This window comes from Mangrovibacterium sp. (assembly GCF_041596335.1).
In the GTDB taxonomy this organism is placed as follows: Bacteria; Bacteroidota; Bacteroidia; order Bacteroidales; family Prolixibacteraceae; genus Mangrovibacterium.
On the sequence record NZ_JBFHIT010000023.1, the window covers coordinates 54,350 to 71,649 of the forward strand.

Annotated in this window: 18 protein-coding genes; 14 read left to right on the forward strand and 4 right to left on the reverse strand. The window is 44.5% G+C overall.

Annotated features, from left to right (window positions below; genetic code table 11):
- Positions 1 to 5 precede the first annotated feature (5 nt).
- The 7 genes from ABZD21_RS09945 to ABZD21_RS09975 all read left to right on the forward strand — a co-directional run bounded on the left by ABZD21_RS09945 (position 6) and on the right by ABZD21_RS09975 (position 8,587).
- The gene (locus tag ABZD21_RS09945; RefSeq protein ID WP_372774827.1) at positions 6 to 992 is read left to right on the forward strand and encodes an HlyD family secretion protein; all 987 of its coding nucleotides are present in this window, start codon (positions 6 to 8) and stop codon (positions 990 to 992) included.
- Between the two features lies 1 nt (position 993).
- On the forward strand, positions 994 to 2,175 hold the full coding sequence (locus tag ABZD21_RS09950) for an ABC transporter permease (RefSeq protein ID WP_372774828.1): 1,182 nt from the start codon (positions 994 to 996) through the stop codon (positions 2,173 to 2,175).
- A 5-nt stretch (positions 2,176 to 2,180) separates the two neighbouring features.
- Entirely contained in the window at positions 2,181 to 3,407 is a 1,227-nt protein-coding gene (locus ABZD21_RS09955; protein ID WP_372774829.1) for an ABC transporter permease, read from the forward strand.
- A 282-nt stretch (positions 3,408 to 3,689) separates the two neighbouring features.
- A complete protein-coding gene (locus tag ABZD21_RS09960; RefSeq protein ID WP_372774830.1) occupies positions 3,690 to 4,262 on the forward strand; it encodes a non-canonical purine NTP diphosphatase in 573 nt (190 codons plus the stop codon).
- 9 nt (positions 4,263 to 4,271) lie between these two features.
- Complete coding sequence (locus ABZD21_RS09965) at positions 4,272 to 6,596, forward strand: two-component regulator propeller domain-containing protein (RefSeq protein ID WP_372774831.1); 2,325 nt, start codon at positions 4,272 to 4,274, stop codon at positions 6,594 to 6,596.
- 13 nt (positions 6,597 to 6,609) lie between these two features.
- Positions 6,610 to 7,335, forward strand: a complete 726-nt coding sequence (gene recO / locus ABZD21_RS09970) for a DNA repair protein RecO (RefSeq protein WP_372774832.1) — start codon at positions 6,610 to 6,612, stop codon at positions 7,333 to 7,335.
- 88 nt (positions 7,336 to 7,423) lie between these two features.
- Positions 7,424 to 8,587 carry a methionine aminotransferase gene (locus ABZD21_RS09975; protein ID WP_372774833.1) on the forward strand — a complete coding sequence of 388 codons (1,164 nt, stop codon included), beginning with the start codon at positions 7,424 to 7,426 and terminating at the stop codon, positions 8,585 to 8,587.
- A gap of 81 nt (positions 8,588 to 8,668) precedes the next feature.
- Here ABZD21_RS09975 and ABZD21_RS09980 read toward each other — a convergent pair whose 3' ends face one another.
- Both ABZD21_RS09980 and ABZD21_RS09985 read right to left on the reverse strand, forming a co-directional pair.
- Positions 8,669 to 9,157, reverse strand: a complete 489-nt coding sequence (locus tag ABZD21_RS09980; protein WP_372774834.1) for an SPOR domain-containing protein — start codon at positions 9,155 to 9,157, stop codon at positions 8,669 to 8,671.
- A gap of 100 nt (positions 9,158 to 9,257) precedes the next feature.
- Positions 9,258 to 9,500 (reverse strand): GIY-YIG nuclease family protein, encoded by a 243-nt coding sequence (locus tag ABZD21_RS09985; protein WP_372774835.1) that lies wholly within the window; start codon positions 9,498 to 9,500, stop codon positions 9,258 to 9,260.
- Positions 9,501 to 10,032: 532 nt separating this feature from the next.
- Here ABZD21_RS09985 and ABZD21_RS09990 point away from each other — a divergent pair.
- On the forward strand, positions 10,033 to 11,718 hold the full coding sequence (locus ABZD21_RS09990) for a S41 family peptidase (protein WP_372774836.1): 1,686 nt from the start codon (positions 10,033 to 10,035) through the stop codon (positions 11,716 to 11,718).
- A 93-nt stretch (positions 11,719 to 11,811) separates the two neighbouring features.
- Here the strand turns inward: ABZD21_RS09990 and ABZD21_RS09995 are convergent, their stop codons facing one another.
- Positions 11,812 to 12,327, reverse strand: a complete 516-nt coding sequence (locus ABZD21_RS09995) for a response regulator (RefSeq protein WP_372774837.1) — start codon at positions 12,325 to 12,327, stop codon at positions 11,812 to 11,814.
- A 206-nt stretch (positions 12,328 to 12,533) separates the two neighbouring features.
- Here ABZD21_RS09995 and ABZD21_RS10000 point away from each other — a divergent pair, with 206 nt between their 5' ends.
- The 6 genes from ABZD21_RS10000 (at position 12,534) to ABZD21_RS10025 (ending at position 16,363) form a co-directional block, all read left to right on the forward strand.
- Entirely contained in the window at positions 12,534 to 13,298 is a 765-nt protein-coding gene (locus ABZD21_RS10000; RefSeq protein ID WP_372774838.1) for a type III pantothenate kinase, read from the forward strand.
- Positions 13,299 to 13,445: 147 nt separating this feature from the next.
- Complete coding sequence (locus ABZD21_RS10005; protein WP_372774839.1) at positions 13,446 to 14,162, forward strand: head GIN domain-containing protein; 717 nt, start codon at positions 13,446 to 13,448, stop codon at positions 14,160 to 14,162.
- 67 nt (positions 14,163 to 14,229) lie between these two features.
- Positions 14,230 to 14,943 carry a head GIN domain-containing protein gene (locus ABZD21_RS10010; RefSeq protein ID WP_372774840.1) on the forward strand — a complete coding sequence of 238 codons (714 nt, stop codon included), beginning with the start codon at positions 14,230 to 14,232 and terminating at the stop codon, positions 14,941 to 14,943.
- Positions 14,944 to 15,227: 284 nt separating this feature from the next.
- Positions 15,228 to 15,491 (forward strand): YtxH domain-containing protein, encoded by a 264-nt coding sequence (locus ABZD21_RS10015; RefSeq protein ID WP_372774841.1) that lies wholly within the window; start codon positions 15,228 to 15,230, stop codon positions 15,489 to 15,491.
- A gap of 48 nt (positions 15,492 to 15,539) precedes the next feature.
- Positions 15,540 to 15,896: a hypothetical protein gene (locus ABZD21_RS10020; protein WP_372774842.1), complete on the forward strand. Its 357-nt coding sequence runs from the start codon at positions 15,540 to 15,542 to the stop codon at positions 15,894 to 15,896.
- The gene (locus tag ABZD21_RS10025; RefSeq protein ID WP_372774843.1) at positions 15,893 to 16,363 is read left to right on the forward strand and encodes a hypothetical protein; all 471 of its coding nucleotides are present in this window, start codon (positions 15,893 to 15,895) and stop codon (positions 16,361 to 16,363) included. The genes ABZD21_RS10020 and ABZD21_RS10025 overlap by 4 nt, the downstream gene beginning before the upstream one ends.
- Before the next feature lie 282 nt (positions 16,364 to 16,645).
- Here the strand turns inward: ABZD21_RS10025 and ABZD21_RS10030 are convergent.
- A partial coding sequence (locus ABZD21_RS10030) for a succinate dehydrogenase/fumarate reductase iron-sulfur subunit (RefSeq protein ID WP_372774844.1) occupies positions 16,646 to 17,300 on the reverse strand: 655 nt, incomplete at its 5' end.

Here is a 17,300-nt window from a genome sequence, read left to right on the forward strand (position 1 = left end):
GCATAATGAACAAGAGAACATTAACCACCATAATCGTTTTGGTCGCCATCGTTGCCTTTATCGTGTACACGCTGATTACCGTTATGAGGCCCCGACCCGTTGTTTTGCAGGGCGAGGTGGAAGCGCAGCAATACAATGTTGCCTCGAAAGTGCCCGGCCGGATTAAAGAAATCGCGGTAGAAAAAGGAGAGCAGGTTCAGAAAGGCGATTTTGTATTTTCGATTGACAGCCCCGAGATTGATGCCAAATTAGCGAATGCCAATGCTGCCCGTTCGGCTGCCGACGCGCAAAGTCGTAAAGCACAAAATGGCGCGCAGGCCGAAGATATTACCGCTGCTTACAGCACCTACGTAAAGGCTGAGGCCGCAGCACAATTTGCCGAAAAAACCTTTGCCCGGGTCGAGAATCTTTTCAACGACGGAGTAGTGCCTGCGCAACAGCGCGATGAAGCCGAAACCCGAATGAAAGCCGCCCGCGAAACAGCTAATGCAGCGAAGGCCATTTGGCAAAAAGCGGAGAAAGGTGCCCGCGAAGAAGATAAAACGGCTGCTGCCGCAATGGTGAAACGGGCCGATGCCGCCATTGCCGAGGTGATGGCTTATATGAACGAAACATCGATTAATGCCATTGCCGGAGGCGAAGTGTCGGGGGTGAATGTGGAAGAAGGCGAATTGGTGCCCACCGGATTTCCGGTTGTTACGGTGTTGGATTTGAACAACATTTGGGTGACCTTCTACATTCGCGAAGATTACATGAGCCACTTTAAAATGGGAAGTACTTTTGAAGCTGTCATCCCGGGTCTTGAAAGCCAATCGTTCGCGTTTAAAGTAAGCTATATCAGCCCAACCGGCGATTTTGCACGTTGGAATGCAACCAAAACTTCCGGCCAATTCGATTTAAAATCGTTTGAAATTGAAGCTCGCCCGGTTTCAAAAATTGAAGGACTGCGCCCCGGAATGACAGCCGTTGTTACCTTATCCGAAAAAGAATAATATGAACAGGCTGAAGAACCATCCGATATTTGCAGTCTTTAGTCGCGAAGCCGAGAGCATAAAACTCAATCCGGCTTACCGGTTTTTGCTGTTCGGTGGCCCACTGATTGGTATTTTGCTGCTGTTCTACATCTTTCATCAGGGGGTGGCAAAAGATATGCCTGTTGCCGTGGTCGATCAGGACAATACTCCGCTGTCCATCCAACTCAGCAATGCCATTACTGCCTCGCCCGATGTTGAGGTGCTTGCTGAAGCGCACGATCTGTTTGAAGCGCAGGAATGGATGAAACAGGGATTGGTGCAAGGCATTGTGGTGTTGCCCAACGACCTTCAGAAGAATGTCTTACAGGGGGTGGAATCTCCGGTTCCTGTGTACATTAATGGTACAAACGTTACGGTGGCGGGTGTGGTTCAGCGTTCGCTTTTAACAACCTTGGGAACTTTTTCCGCAGGCATACAGTTGAAAAAACTTGGGATGGCGGGCAACAACCACGAGCAGGCAATGGCTCGGGTAGTGCCGGTGAATATTCAAAAACACGTGCTGTTTAATCCCTACGCTAACTACGGATATTTTCTGAACTCGGCCATGCTGTACCTAATTCTGTTCCTGTTTGCCTTTATGAGTTCGGTTTACTCGTTTGGGAACGAACTAAAGCGAGGCACCGGATCCGATTTGCTGGAGACAAGCACGAATAGCATTCGGTTGGCCATTGTAGGAAAAATTCTGCCCTATACGGTTATTTTCTCGGGCTTTGCCATGCTTATTGCCTACTTGCTGTATGTGGTTGAAGGGATGCCGATAAAGGGTAGTTTTATGCTCCTGTTTTTCGGACAACTGATTACCATTGTCGTTTATCAGGTGCTGGGATTGATGTTTGTGGCCGCCACCAAAAACATGCGCCTGTCGCTATCAATTGGGGGTGCTTATCTGATGATGAGCGTTACCTTTGCCGGTCTGACATTCCCAATGGAGGGAATGCCGGTATTCGCCCAAATGATGACTGCCATCTTCCCGTTTACCTGGTGGGAAAAACTTCTGATCTCACAATCGTTGCGCGGAGCCCCAATTCTTGAATCTTTGCCCTACCTGTGTTATATCCTGGTTTTTATGCTTGTTGGAATGACTTCGTTTGCAACCTACAAACGAGTTTTGGCCGATCCTAATCATTGGGGAAAATCATAAGTGTCATGAAAGAAAATAGATCTAACAATAATAGTTTCGAGCTAATCGCCATTCATTTTAAAAAAGAACTGAAAGCGATTTTCGGTGATAGCGGTGCCTTGTTAATTCTGATTGGTGCTTTGCTAATTTATCCGTTGGTGTATTCGTTCGGCTACTTCAACGAAACGTTAACCGATTTACCGATTGGGGTGGTTGATTTGGATCAAACAACAAGCAGCCGCAAATACACCGGAATGCTCGATGCCTCGAAGGAAATTAGCGTAGCCTGCAAACCGCTCAGTTTACTGGAGGCCGAAGACTTGTTTATGGCCAACAAAATCAGTGGGGTCGTTCTCATCCCAAGGGATTTTCAGAAGACGATCCTGTCGGGTAGGCAAACCAACGTGGCTGTTTATGCCGATGGCAGTTATTTGCTGAAATACAAGACAATGTACACGGCTGCCTCGTATGTAAACAGTTATTTTAACGGTGGCATTGGGGTGAAACATTATCTGGCCGAAGGCAAATCGCTGCAGCAGGCTAAGATTTCGGCCTCGCCACTCAGCGTACAATCACATACCTTGTATATTCCGGCCGGTTCGTACGGAAGCTTTATCATGCCGGGCATGATTATAATTATCATTCAGCAAACCTTGCTGATTGGAATCGGAATTATGGGCGGAACCTTTTCCGAGTCGAAGGGCACGCCCTTTGTTCTTCCGGAGCAACAACGAAACCGTGAAATTCTACCGCATATTCTTGGACGTGTGGGCGCCTATTTGTTGATCTCGGCTTTTAATATTTGTCTGGCCTTGGTGCTGGTGCACGACTGGTTTCAATACCCCGATAAAGGTAGCATGATTGAAATTCTGATGTTGCTGTTTCCCTTTCTGCTGGCGGTTATTTTCTTCGGAATCGGATTGTCGACCTTGCTAAGGCACCGCGAGTCGGCCATCGTGTTTATGATGTTTCTTTCGCCCATCGCCTTGTTTTTAAGTGGCGTTTCGTGGCCCGTATCAGCTATGCCCGAATGGTTGGTGGGCCTGTCGAAACTATTGCCCGGCACAACAGCCATCCCGGCTTACCTGCGTTTGCGAACCATGGGCGTAGACATTAGCTATGTAAGAACGGAGTTGCTGACACTGTACCTGCAAGCGGCAAGCTATGCGGCTTTAACGATCGCCTACTTCTTTCTTCGGGTATACATCGATCGGCGAAGCACCAAAATAGCTGAGCCTCAGGCTGCAAGCTAAACCTGATTTGAGACACAGCTGAAACGATTCTTAAATCGGGAAAAAGCTGCCAGCAACACCTGATCTGTTTCTTTTTAACGGAACAAGTCGGGTGAGCCGGCAGCTTTTTCGTTTCTAGGGTTCACGGCATAAGTCCATGGCAAAACGTTTTTGGTTCATGCGGGTAATTTTTAAGGATGTAATTGATAAGCAAGGTTCCGCTTCACGTGTTTTGCGCAAACATTGGGATGTTTTTGTAAATTTGACGTCTGTATCGGAAAATGTTGATCTAAAATTACGGCCATGAAACTTGTTTTTGCTACCAATAATCCCAATAAAATAAAGGAAATTCAGCACATTCTGGGCGATCAGGTTGAGCTGCTTGGTTTGGCCGACATCGGCTGTACCGAAGATATACCTGAAACAGCGACAACGCTCGAGGGCAATGCCTTGCAAAAAGCCATGTATGTTTTCGAAAAATTCGGCTACGATTGTTTTGCCGACGATACAGGTTTGGTGATTGAAGCATTGAACGGTGAGCCTGGCGTTTACTCGGCCCGCTATGCCGGAGAGGCGAAAGATGCTGAAGCCAATATGGCGAAAGTTTTGTTGAAGTTGGAAAACGAAGCAAACCGGAAAGCCTGTTTTAAAACGGCCATTGCGGTGGTGATTGGCGGCAAGAAAACTCTCATGAACGGCGAAGTTTGGGGCGAAATCCTCCGCGAAAAAAGAGGTGCTAAAGGTTTTGGCTATGATCCCATTTTTCAACCTGAAGGCTATGCGTTGTCGTTCGCCGAAATGGATCTGGCCGAGAAGAATAAAATCAGCCATCGGGCTCGAGCGGTGCAAAAGTTGGTCGCTTTCCTAAATCGTTAATCCAATCGAATGAGAAAATTAGTGCTGATCTTTTGCTTGTTGATGTCCTCTATGCTTTCGTTCGCGGTAGGACAATGGAAAGAATACTTGTCGTACCGGTCAGGACAAAAAGTAATGGTTGTCGGCGATCAGATCTACTGTGTCACCAATGGTGGCCTGTTTAGCTTCGACAAAGAAGACAATAGTGTTCGGAAACTCAACGCCATTGAAGGATTGACAGACGTTGGGATTGAGACCATTGGATACAGCGAGGAAGCCGATGTGCTGATTGTTGCTTACGAAAGTAGTAATATCGATCTGGTTTACTCAGGCGAAGTGGTGAATATGTCAGACATTGAGCGGAAACAAATTCTGGGCGATAAAACAATCTACAATATACTGGTGGTCGGTCAAACGGCCTATTTGTCTTGTGGCTTCGGAATTGTAGCCCTCAACCTGGAGCGGCGGGAAGTAAAAGATACGTATTACATTGGCGATAACGCGGCTCAAATTCGTGTAAACGAAATGGCCTTTGATGGCACTTATTTGTATGCTGCTACTGAGAATGGTGTTTATAGAGCCGATATCAACTCTGAAAGCTTGCAATATTACGGAAATTGGGTCAAGCAAAGCAACTTGCCAAACAGCGAAGGCGATTTCGATCAGGTGGCGTATTTCGATGGCAAGCTGATTGTCGCTACAAACGGTGGCTACGGAAACGATGCGCTCTACGCTTGGGACGGAACAGGCTGGTCTCCTTTTTTAAGTTCCCTGAATACGATCACGGATTTGATGGTGTCTGCCGGGCAGTTGGTGGTGGCCGCCGATTCGAAAGTGGAGGTGTATGACCCCGGTTCGCAGCTCGTTGCCCGCATTGCTTCGTATCAATTTGGTGAGACATCGGCCGACCCGATTTTTGCCAACAGCGCTGCTACTGATGCTGATGGCTATTTGTGGATTGCCGATAACGACTATGGACTGGTTAAAGTGAGTAGCACAGCATATGAACAGGTCGCTCCGGAAGGCCCGGCCTCCACAAATGTTTTTGCCCTAAATTGCTCCGGTACCGATCTGTGGATGGCCGATGGCGGACGGACATCGGAATGGAATAATATGTTTTTTACCCCTCGCTTTCAATTGTACCGAAATGGCAGTTGGAGCTCCTTCGATAGTCAGACTGTTAGCGAGTTCAGTAGTGGTTTTCGAGATCTGGTCTGCGTAACGGTTGACCCGTCAGATGCCGATCATGTTTTTGCCGGTTCATGGGGGGGCGGTATATCCGAGTTTATGAATGGTGAATTTGTTAGCCGGTATCATAATTACAATTCAAGTCTTCAAACAGCTCTCCCGTCACAACCCAATGAACCCTACGTCCGCATTAGCGATATGAAATACGACAGTAACGGAAATTTGTGGGTGGTCAATTGTATGGTCGACGAGCCGCTTTCGGTGCTTAAACCAACAGGGGAGTGGGAGTCCTTCACCTTGCCGGGCGTTCAGTCTACAACCGTTGTCGGCGCAATGGCTATTACCGAAGATGACGATTTATGGGTGACCATTGCACGAAACCCAAACACAATTGCAGTGCGCAAAGCAGACGGAACTGCGAGTAAAAGTTTAACAGTTACAGCTTATTACAGTAATGGTTCAGACGAACTTTTTACACCACTAACCAATATCTATTCCATTGCGAAGGATCGCGACGGAGCCATCTGGATTGGGACAGCGGTTGGCGTTGGCGTATATTACCGACCCGAAGATATTTGGGATGGTGGTACTTTCTATGCCGCGCAACCCGGGCTGGATAGTGACGACGGACTTTACCATCCGCTTTTGAGTACGGAGGCTGTTACAGCGATCGCGATCGACGGTGCTAACCGAAAATGGTTTGGCACGAAAAGTTCCGGAGTGTATCTGATATCTGATGACGGAACGGAAGAAATCCTTCACTTTACAACAGATAACAGCCCGCTGCCATCCGACGAAATCACGAGTCTGTCAATCAACGATCAGTCGGTAGAGGTTTTTATCGGCACTTCCAAAGGATTGGTGTCGTATATGGGAACTGCTACCGAAGGAACCGATGATTATGACGATGTGTACGCTTATCCCAATCCGGTGAGGCCTGACTATGTCGGCGACATTGTAATTACAGGATTGATTGAGGATACAGATCTTAAAATTACCGATATCAGTGGTAATTTAGTCTACAAAACAACTTCGTTGGGCGGACAGGCCACCTGGAATGGAAAGAACCTTCGGGGGAACCGTGTCAGCACCGGTGTTTACATGGTTTTTGGAAACGACCAGTTTGGGGAGCAAAGTTTTGTAACCAAGATTCTTTTCATTCACTAAAAGGCAATGGCTTGTGCTAACGAAAACCCGAGGAATATTTTTGCATTACATTAATTACTCCGATTCGTCTGTTATTGCCCGGATTTACACCGAGGAATACGGACAACAATCCTATATCGTCAGTGGAGTCCATTCCAAAAAGTCGAACACACGAATTAATGTCTTTCAACCACTATTCTTGCTCGATCTCGAAGTTTACCATCGGGATGGAAGGGCTGTTCAGCGTTTAAAAAGTGCCCGTCTTGCCGTTCCTTTTACAAAACTTCCCTACGATATTGCAAAAAGCTCGCAGGCTATTTTCCTTGCCGAGTTGTTGATGAAGTGTTTGAAAGAAGAAGAGCGAAATGTGGAACTATTTGATTTTTTGTTTCATGCGGTGTGTTTGTTGGATTTAGCTGAAGAAGGAGACAATAATTTCTTAATCAGTTTCTTGTTTCGACTTACCCGCTATCTTGGTGTCGATCCACAGTCGCCACCATCGATCCCTTTCCGTTATTTCGACCTGATTTCGGCTTCGTTTAAACAGGATGAACCTGTACACAGCCAGTTTATGGATGTGGAGACCACTCTAAAGTTCGCAGAGCTTTTTGAGATTGAGTTTAGCGAGCTTGGAAAGCTTCGTTTTAACAACCGAATTCGCCGTAATTTGCTCGACCATCTGGTTGAATATTATAAGGTTCATCTTGACTTGTCAGGCGATTTAAAGTCGCTGGCTGTTCTTAAAGAAGTCCTTAGTTGAGGTGGTTCTTTTTTTATTATCGTCTAATTTAGCAAGGAGTAGATGTTGAAATCTGGTATTTTTGTATCTTTCCGACCTAATTATAGCTATGGTACAATCGAAACTTCCTAATACAAACAGGAGTATTTTTTCTTCAGTCACTTCGCTTGTTGAAGAAACAGGCGCTCTGGATATGGCAATCGGGAAAACCGATTTTAGCTGTTCGTCTGATTTGGTTGACCTTGCAGTTGACTATTTAAGGTCTGGTTATCACAATTTTGCTCCGTTGGAGGGTATTCTGAAATTGCGGACGGTTATTTCTGATTTGGTGATGAAAAACTATGGTCATCGCTACAACCCGAATACTGAGGTTACGGTTGGTGCCGGAACCATCCAGACTGTTCATACAGTCATCAGTTCGGTCATTCGCGACGACGATGAAGTGATTGTGTTCGAACCGGCTTTTGAATCCTATGTTCCTTCAATTTTACTCAATGGCGGAAAACCGGTTTATATCGAGTTGAAAGCGCCAAACTTTACCATTGATTGGGAGGAACTGCGGAAGATGATCACGACTAAAACGAAAATGATCATCCTGAATTCGCCTCACAATCCTACCGGTGCTGTCTTGTCAGAAAAAGATTTGCAACAGTTGCAACGCTTGACAAACGGCACGAATATTTTGATTTTGAGTGATGAATCTTTTGAGTCGATTGTTTTTGATAATCAGACGCATCAAAGTATTGCTCGTTTCGAAAAATTAATCGACCGGAGTTTTATTGTTTCATCGTTTGGCGCGGTATACAACATCAACGGATGGTGTATTTCATATTGTTTGGCACCCGAAAAGCTGATGGCAGAATACCGTCGGATGCAGCAATTTCAGGTTTACAATGTGAATACACCAATGCAGTATGCTTTGGCTGATTATATACCCAACAATCATTCCTTCGACGAGATTTCGTCGTTCTATCAGGGCAAGCGGAACTATTTTTTGCGTTTGATGGAAAACAGCCTCTATAAGATAATTCCCTCGCAGGGCAGTTACTTTCAATTGATCGATTATTCGCGCCTCTCCGACGATCCGGATACCGTGTTCGTTGAGCGGCTGGCAAAGGACTTTGGTATAGCGGCATTGCCGGTTTCGGCTTTCTACCACGAAAAAACCAAAGCAAGATACATCAGGTTGTGTTTTGCCAAAGATAATGACAAGTTGGAGAAAGCAGCGGAGTTGTTACTTAGTGTCCCCTCGGTTATTCCCGGCGATTTGTAAACTAACACCAACGTTCGTATAAAAATAAAAAAGCTTATTTCCCGGAGGAAATAAGCTTTTTTTGTATCGTATCTGCTTGAATTACCTTTTAATAAGAAGCCAGGTGTCGGCATATTTCGGGAAGTCGCTCCGAATTTGATTCACCCGTTGACGGGCAGAAGCCTCTTCTGCATATGAGTTAACACATACACGATAGTAACCGGTTTCGCTGTGTAATACTATTGGATTGAACCCTTGAGGAATCAACTCCTGCTTGTATTTGTTGGCGTTTTCTACCGAGCTGAAGCTGCCAATAATAACAAAGAAAGAGCTTCCCTGATATTTTGTCGCGTCATCCTTTTGGTCGAAAGTGAATGTTTCGGTCTGTGTACGCACCGGCTTTATCGGAGTTTGCGTGGCCGCTGGCGCTTGTTCTTTCGGTGCTTGTGGTTCGGCTACCGAGAACACTTTTGTTTCAGCTTGTTCCTGCTTGGCAGGTAAAGCAGCTTCATTGTTTTTCATCCGCTGCATCGATTTACATCCGGTAAACAGCAGGCTTATCATAAATGCTCCAAAAATAATTCGTCTCATTTCTAGTCTGTATTTTAGTTTCTAATTCGCAAATCTACAAAAAAGCTTTGCAGCTTAATGGCTCCTTAACGAATGATTATCAACTATCTTTTGTTGAAATCTAAAAGTTTAATATTCGTTTCAGATAGCGTTGGCCTGCAATGGTTCGGTAAAAACGAATGCGGCGAATCGCTTGACTTTTACTGCCACAAGGTTCGTGGTGCACAACTGTCCAGGGACGAATTCCCCGGGTTTCGTCAATCAATCCCTCGTTGTGGGCTTTTTCCGTTTGTTTTAAATCTACCGTAAACCCGTAGTGGAAGCGGTGATTTTCCAGATTATATAATACGTAAGAATAGTACATGGCACAAAAATAGAAAATCCGACAAACTTATACATCAATCTGTAATGGCATTTCATTTTATTTATAATTCTGTTGCAAATGAACAGCTCGCGTATTTTATCCCGATTATCGGATTTATCGAGCGACCGGGGCGACGGGAGTTGAACGTTTACAATAAAAGTCCGGTTATTCTATTGAATAGGGCCGCGCCATTTGAATTTCGATCAAAGCTGTCGTGGTGACTCTGTTATGGTGTCGTATAGTCAGGGAATTGATTTCGAAAGCGTTCGGTACAAAATTGATTCCTCAGGCGTGGATGTATCTAGTTTGGGATGTTCGTTGATGCATGATACTGACCTGCTGCCCCTTTAAGATTAATTAACGAAATCTAAGACCTCTAAATCGGATATTCCGGCAAGCTTTATTACATTTGCTTTTTACCCCGCAAAGTCGGGAGTCAACGGGCATTTTTTTAGAATTAAGCCTCCGGTTTGTACCTATTGCCTGGGCACTGATATTAAGGGAAAACGATATTAAATTGAAATTTGACGCAATGAAATCAGTTCATAAAAAGAAAATTGGGATTCTGCTTGGACTCTTATTAGCCGTAGCTGTTCTGTTTACCGCATTTACCCGCGACGAAAAATTATTTCAGATCGATAAGAATCTGGATATCTATTATACTTTGGTGCGGGAACTTAACCTGTTTTATGTCGACGAAATAAATCCAAATGATTTGGTCAAGAACAGCATTGATAAAATGCTCGAGTCGCTTGATCCCTACACCACCTATATCCCCGAGTCGGATATGGAAGACTTTCGGTTTATGACAACGGGCGAGTATGCCGGCATTGGTGCTTTAATAGGTAGAAACGGCGATAAGATCATTATCTCGGAGCCCTATGAAGGATTTCCGGCGCAGAAGTCTGGATTAAAAGCCGGTGATGTATTGCTTGAAGTTAGCGGCAAATCAACTGAGAAAATGAATACCGAAGATGTTAGTAACTTGCTGAAAGGCCCGGCTAATCAGGTTGTAAGAGTTAAGATTGATCGTCCGGGCGAGAAAAAGCCCTTCGATGTGGAAATCGTGCGGGAACAAATTCAAATTGATGCGGTTCCCTATTTCGGTATGCTCGATGATAAAACCGGGTACATCCGCCTGTCGAATTTTACAGCCAATTGTGGAGACGAAGTGAAGCAGCTGGTGAAAGAACTAAAAGAAAAACACCATGCGCAGTCATTGATCCTGGATCTACGTTCGAACCCGGGAGGTTTGCTGAATGAGGCAGTGAAGATTGTGAATATCTTCGTTCCAAAGGGTGTTGAAGTTGTTAGTACAAAAGGGAAGGTGAAGCAATGGGATAAAGTGTATAACGCGACTGAGAATCCGGTCGACACGATTATGCCATTGGCAGTGCTTATCAATCGAGGCTCTGCTTCGGCATCAGAAATCGTGTCGGGTGCCCTTCAGGATTTAGACCGTGCGGTAATTATCGGAACGCGAACGTTCGGAAAAGGGCTCGTACAAACAACCCGCGACCTTAGCTACAATACCAAGTTAAAAGTGACAACCGCAAAATACTATATCCCCAGTGGACGTTGCATTCAGGCGTTGGATTATTCTCATCGCAACGAAGACGGTAGTGTGGGGGTTGTGCCAGATTCGCTGATCTCCGAGTTCACAACCAGAAAGGGCCGGAAGGTTTATGATGGAGGAGGAGTTACTCCCGATATTAAAGTGGATTTGGATCGAATTAGTAACCTATCGATCAATTTGGTGCAGAAGTATATGATCTTCGACTTTGCGACGCAGTTTGCGTACCAAAACGAATCGATTCCACAACCGGAAGATTTCGAAATTACTGAGGCTATTTACGATCAGTTTAAAACCTTTTTAAGGGAGCATGACTTTGAATACGAATCGGAAACTGAAGAGGCTTTGGATCAATTGGAAGAGGTCGCTAAGGCTGAACAATACTATGAAATGGCTCAAAGTCAGTTTGAAGCACTGCGGGCACAAGTCAGTCACGAACTGGACAGAGACTTGAACCAGTTCCAGGTTGAAATTAAAGAAATGATGACGGATGAAATTGTGTCGCGATACTTTTATCAAAAAGGCGCTATCCGGGCGTCTATAAAAACAGATCGGGGAATCTCCAAAGCTATGGAGGTGCTGGATTCACCCACGCAATTTTCGGCTGTGTTTGAGCCGGGAATCGTGATCTCTAAAGCAAATTAATCGTAACGAAGTCGACTTTGTTAGATAATAAAACCCGGTATGACTAGTCATACCGGGTTTTATTATCTATTGTAAAATAAATTTAGTCTGGTTTTAGATGGTACCGATCTTCAATCCAAAATATTTTGGATACATCAGAGCTACAGCTATCATCGCTATAATAAAAAGGGATAGGAAAACGAAAAATAAGATCACTCCTGTTTTGTATCTCGTTCTTGATACTTCCAACTGGTTGTATGACTGTATTTTTTGAATTTTATTGACCATTTTTTTCAACGCCATCTGGTCTTTAACGATGTAATCGTAAGCACCATATTTCATGGAATTAATTGCAACGTCAATGTTGTCTTGTCCGGAAAGAAAAATGAATTCCACGTTCGGAGCTATTTTTTTAGCTCTTTTTAGAACTTCAATACCATTCATCCCTTCCAGCAGATAGTCCTGAATAACGACCGCAGGTTGTTTCTCCATTGCTTTAATGGCATCCTCACCCGAGGAGAAGGACTCCACGTTGGTTAGTTTGTTCGTTTTTAAGAAACTAACAATCAGTCGATTATAGACTTGGTTGTCTTCGACGACAAAAATAAGGGGGTTCTTACTTGTAACCATAAATCAGAGAATAAGAGTTAAAAACCAGTTAAAACTTAGAGTTCCTCAAGGTCTGTCTGATAAAAATAAGTAAAAAATGAAACAAAAATATTTTTTAGCGAACAATTTATCAGAATAAGCTCACATAGGGTAACGTACAATTCGGCAATAAATTTCATCAATCTTCATAAAAACAGCTAAATTGCTATTTTAAAATCGGGGGAAACATGTTATTAGCAATCGATATTGGTAACACAAATATTGTTTTTGGTGTCAATGAAAAGGGTTTTTGGCAAAAGATCTGGCGTATACAGACCGACCCTCTCAAAACTGCGGATGAGTATGAGGTAATTTTTCGCAGTTTGTTTACTAGTAATAAGGTCTGCAAAAACCAAATCGATAAGGTCATCTTAAGTAGTGTTGTGCCGTCGTTGAATCGGGAGTTCGAGGATATGATTCAGCATTTTCTCAATCTCAGTGCTCACTTGCTTCGTCCGGAGATTTTCGAGCTTTTACCGCTTCATGTGTTAAATCCTTACGAGATAGGGAGCGACCTGGTGGCCAATGCGATGGCGGCTTTTACCTGTTATAAACGATGTTGCATGATTATAGACTTTGGAACAGCGCTTACGTTTACAACAGTCTCAAGTGATGGTACCATTCTGGGAGTGGCTATCGCGCCCGGTTTGCGAACAGCTATTCAGGCATTGGCCGGTAATACGGCTCAACTTCCCGATGTTCAGCCGGTGCGTCCTCCTTCGGTGCTCGGAACAAACACAGTGCACGCCATTCAAAGCGGCATTGTGATTGGTTATACCGGCTTGGTAGAACGAATTATCAACAAAACTGAGGAGGAGTTGAATCAAACGTTGACGGTGGTCGCAACCGGCGGCCTGGCTTCAACTTTTGCTCACGAATTCAGCCGGGTTGATCGGGTGGATGAAAATCTGACACTTGAAGGGTTGAGGTTGATTGGTGAACTGATCAAGTAGAAAATGAGTTGAGATTCGGCTTCTAATAGCTTGTTTTACCGATAATTTTCATGGTTTCAGCGAATTTGAAATCCTTTTCCACTTTTATTTGGGCAAATTTGTAAGGTACACGCTTTTTAACGATCAATCGCATAAACATTCTATAGCATGAGAAAATCGATCTTTTTAGGGGGAATCCTGGTCTCACTTTTCTTTCTTCAATCGTGTATTTATGTAGGTCCGTCTGTAAGAGGCAGCGGAACTGTTACCCGGGAAAACCGGCAATTATCCGGATTTGTAAATTTGGAGGTGTCCAACGGGCTGGAAGTCCTTTTGGTTTCGGATTCTACAGAATACCTTATAGTTGTGGCTGATGATAATTTGCACGATTACATTCGGACTGAGCTGAAAGGTAAAACACTCGAAATCTATTCGGAAAGCAGAATCCGGTCGGCAGAATCCAAAAAGGTCTATGTTCACTACGTTGGGTTGGAGGAAGTGGAGTCTACCTCCGGCAGTGTGATTCGCAGTGAAGGGCTGGTTCGTGGCTCGAAGGTTGCCGTAAAAGCTTCCTCTGGAAGCATGCAGTTTATCGAAATTCAAACTGATGAGGTGAAAGCCCGGTGTTCGTCGGGAGCGCAAATCTACCTTTCAGGAGCAAGCACTAAAGCAGAAGTTCAGGCTTCATCCGGTGCGCAGTTCATCGGAAGTGAGTTGCGCACAAAACGTTGCGAGCTTGATGTGTCCAGTGGAGCACAAATCTCGATTGAAGTTGCAGACGAAATAATCGCTGAAGCTTCGAGCGGTGGCCAGATTCGTTACTCGGGCAAGCCAGCTAAAACGGAAATTCATACTTCTTCGGGCGGCTCTGTATCGCCTAAATAAGCGCCCGCAACAGGTCGCATAACTTTCAGGTTGGAAGGCGTAAAATCAAGCTTAAATACTCTTAAAGATGAAAAGTAAATTATTCCGATGCATTGTCCTCGCCGCAGGATTTGCATTTATTAGTCTCGGTAGTTTGGCAGAAAGCCAGAATCAACAAAAGCGGATCGTCAGTTCGTTTAGTCAAATTTCAGTGTCAGGCGGAATTGATCTGTACCTCACTCAGGGCGCTCAGGAGCAGGTAATGGTGGAGGCTGATGACGATTTGATTGATAAAATCATCACAAAAGTAGAGGGTGAAACCTTGCATATATACATTGAAAAACACACTGGTTGGGTTTGGGATTGGTTCCAAAGCCGGAAAGTCTATGTTACTTTCGACGATCTTACTCGCCTGGAGGCTTCTGCTGGTGCAGATGTGGCGGCCAATGGAGCGGTCAACGCTGAAACGATCCGGATTTCAGCCAGCAGTGGATCGGATGTTGCCTTCGAGCGCCTTTTCGCGCAGTCGGTGCAGTTAAGTACCAGTAGCGGTGCTGATGCTAAAATTGCTGGTGAAACACGTAACCTCTCTGCTGATGCCTCAAGTGGAAGTGATCTGGATTGTGGTGACCTTATCGCGCAGTTTGTTCGTGCCGCTACGTCGAGTGGTGCTGATGTCGTTGTCTATGCCATCGAATCGCTCACCGCAAACGCCAGTAGTGGTGGTGATGTTCTATACAAAGGAAACCCGAAACTAAAGGATATTGATGAATCAAGTGGTGGAGAAGTGGAGCCCTATTAACGGAAACAAGCTCACCTTCGAATCGCGACTGTTTAGATCGGTATAATTTACCTCAAGCACCGCCTCTCGTTCTCCAATGCTCGTATTACTTTTCGCGCCTGCATTTTCGAATGTTTAATATATGTTACATAAAAGTCTTATTATTATCCAGTTTTAGGAAAAAATATGAACTATCGCCCTCATTCTTACGTTCAATTAATTGTCTTTGATTTCTATTTCGTTTAACTTAGTAAGAACGTCAATAAGGAAATAATACATTTTGTTTAACTTAAAATTTATAAGCTATGAGTTCAGGAAAAGTCGTACTTGGAGTTTTGGCCGGATTAGCAGCCGGTGCTATGTTAGGTATCTTGTTCGCCCCGGATAAAGGAACCGAAACCAGGCGTAAGATAGCCGAAAAAGGAGAGGATTATTTGGATGACATGAAAGAAAAGATGAGCGATCTGATGGACGATCTTCATGATCAGGTTGATTCTGCTAAAAAGAAAGTGAAAGATTTGGAGACTAAGATTACCAGCAAAGCAAAAGAAGAACCGTCTACCAATTAATTCAACGTATCCACTTTAATTCTTGTTAATCAAGAACAAAAAACCTCTATGGAAGAACAAACGGAATTAATAGATGAGCTGATTGAAAAAGGTCAGAAGTACGGCCAAACAACACTTCATTTATTGAAACTTAGAACATTGGACAAAACATCGGATGTTTTGTCCAATATTGTTTCATGGCTGCCAGTAATTCTTGCAGCATTAATCTTCTTTTTAATCCTGAATATAGGCATTGGACTATGGTTGGGCGAATTCCTCGGAAAAATGTACTACGGTTTCTTTGCCGTTTCCGGCTTTTATTGCTTGATAACAATCATCTTGCTGATTTTCCGCAAACCTCTCCTGAAACATCCGATGACGAATTCGATTATCAACCAGATTTTGAAGGAGGAAGATAGCATATGAAGTATACGCGAAAATCGCTAAAGCAAGAAATTCGGATGTTGGAAACTCGTCAGTTAGAAGAACGGGCCGATTTCATCCAACACGTGAAGGTTACATTCGATAGTCTTAGGCCAATTAACCTCATCAGAAGTAGTCTGCGTGATTTCTCAAACGCTGTTGAGGTTCGGAGCGGTATATTAGAAACGATTCTTCCTTTACTTACCAATTTCATTTCCGGAAGAATGATCCTCCGTACACACCGGAATAGTTTTCGCCGGATTGTTGCCACAGTAATACAGGTCGCCATGACCAATTTTACGGCCAAATACAGTCATTCCATTGTTGAACTGTTTACTGAGTTTGCCGACCGGATTAAAGAGCTTTTTTCACGAGGAAAACCGGTTGCGGATGAACCGGAAGCGAATTCGGATCCTGTCAGTTCAAAAGTAGAGGGCGATTCTGCTCCCCCGGAAGACAAACCCCTGTAGTTATATCGAACTATCGTTATCGAGTGAATCCTCTGGCAGCTTTTCTCCCGTTGAGTTTTGCCGTCTTGTGAAAAAGCGCAGGAATGACTCAAGAATTCCCGACTTCCGGTGATGGAAAGTGAATTATTTTTTTTAGGGGCTTCAGAGTAATTGTTCGGTGCCAGGCCAATTGATTCGCGGGTAGCAAGGAAGTGCGATTGGTGAAATTGCGAGGAAAAAATCAGGAAAAAGCAAAGGCCCCAACAAATTGTTGAGGCCTTCGTATTAATTGGGTCATTCAGACTATTCCGACAAGCGTGAAGCCAGATATTGACGGTTTAGGCGGGCAATGTTCGTAATTGAAATGTTTTTTGGACATTCAACCTCACAAGCTCCGGTGTTTGTACAACCACCAAATCCAAGCTCATCCATTTTTGCAACCATTGCTTTCGCACGGCGTTTAGCTTCAACACGGCCCTGTGGCAACAACGCCAGTTGGCTCACTTTCGCTGAAACAAACAACATGGCCGATGAGTTTTTACAAGCCGCAACACAAGCGCCGCAACCAATACATGAGGCTGAATCCATTGCTTCATCAGCATCAACTTTTGGAATTGGGATTGCATTGGCATCGGGCACACCACCGGTTGACACAGATACATAACCTCCGGCAGCGATAATTTTATCGAAAGCAGAACGGTCAACGATCAAGTCTTTGATGATCGGGAATGCAGCACCACGCCAAGGCTCGATGGTAACAGTTTCACCATCTTTAAATTTACGCATGTGTAACTGACAGGTGGTTACATCGTCATCCGGTCCGTGAGGACGGCCATTGATGTAAAGCGAACACATTCCGCAAATACCTTCACGACAGTCGTGGTCGAAAGCCACGGGTTCTTTATTTTCACCAACCAGCTGCTCATTCAAAATGTCCATCATTTCGAGGAATGAGCTA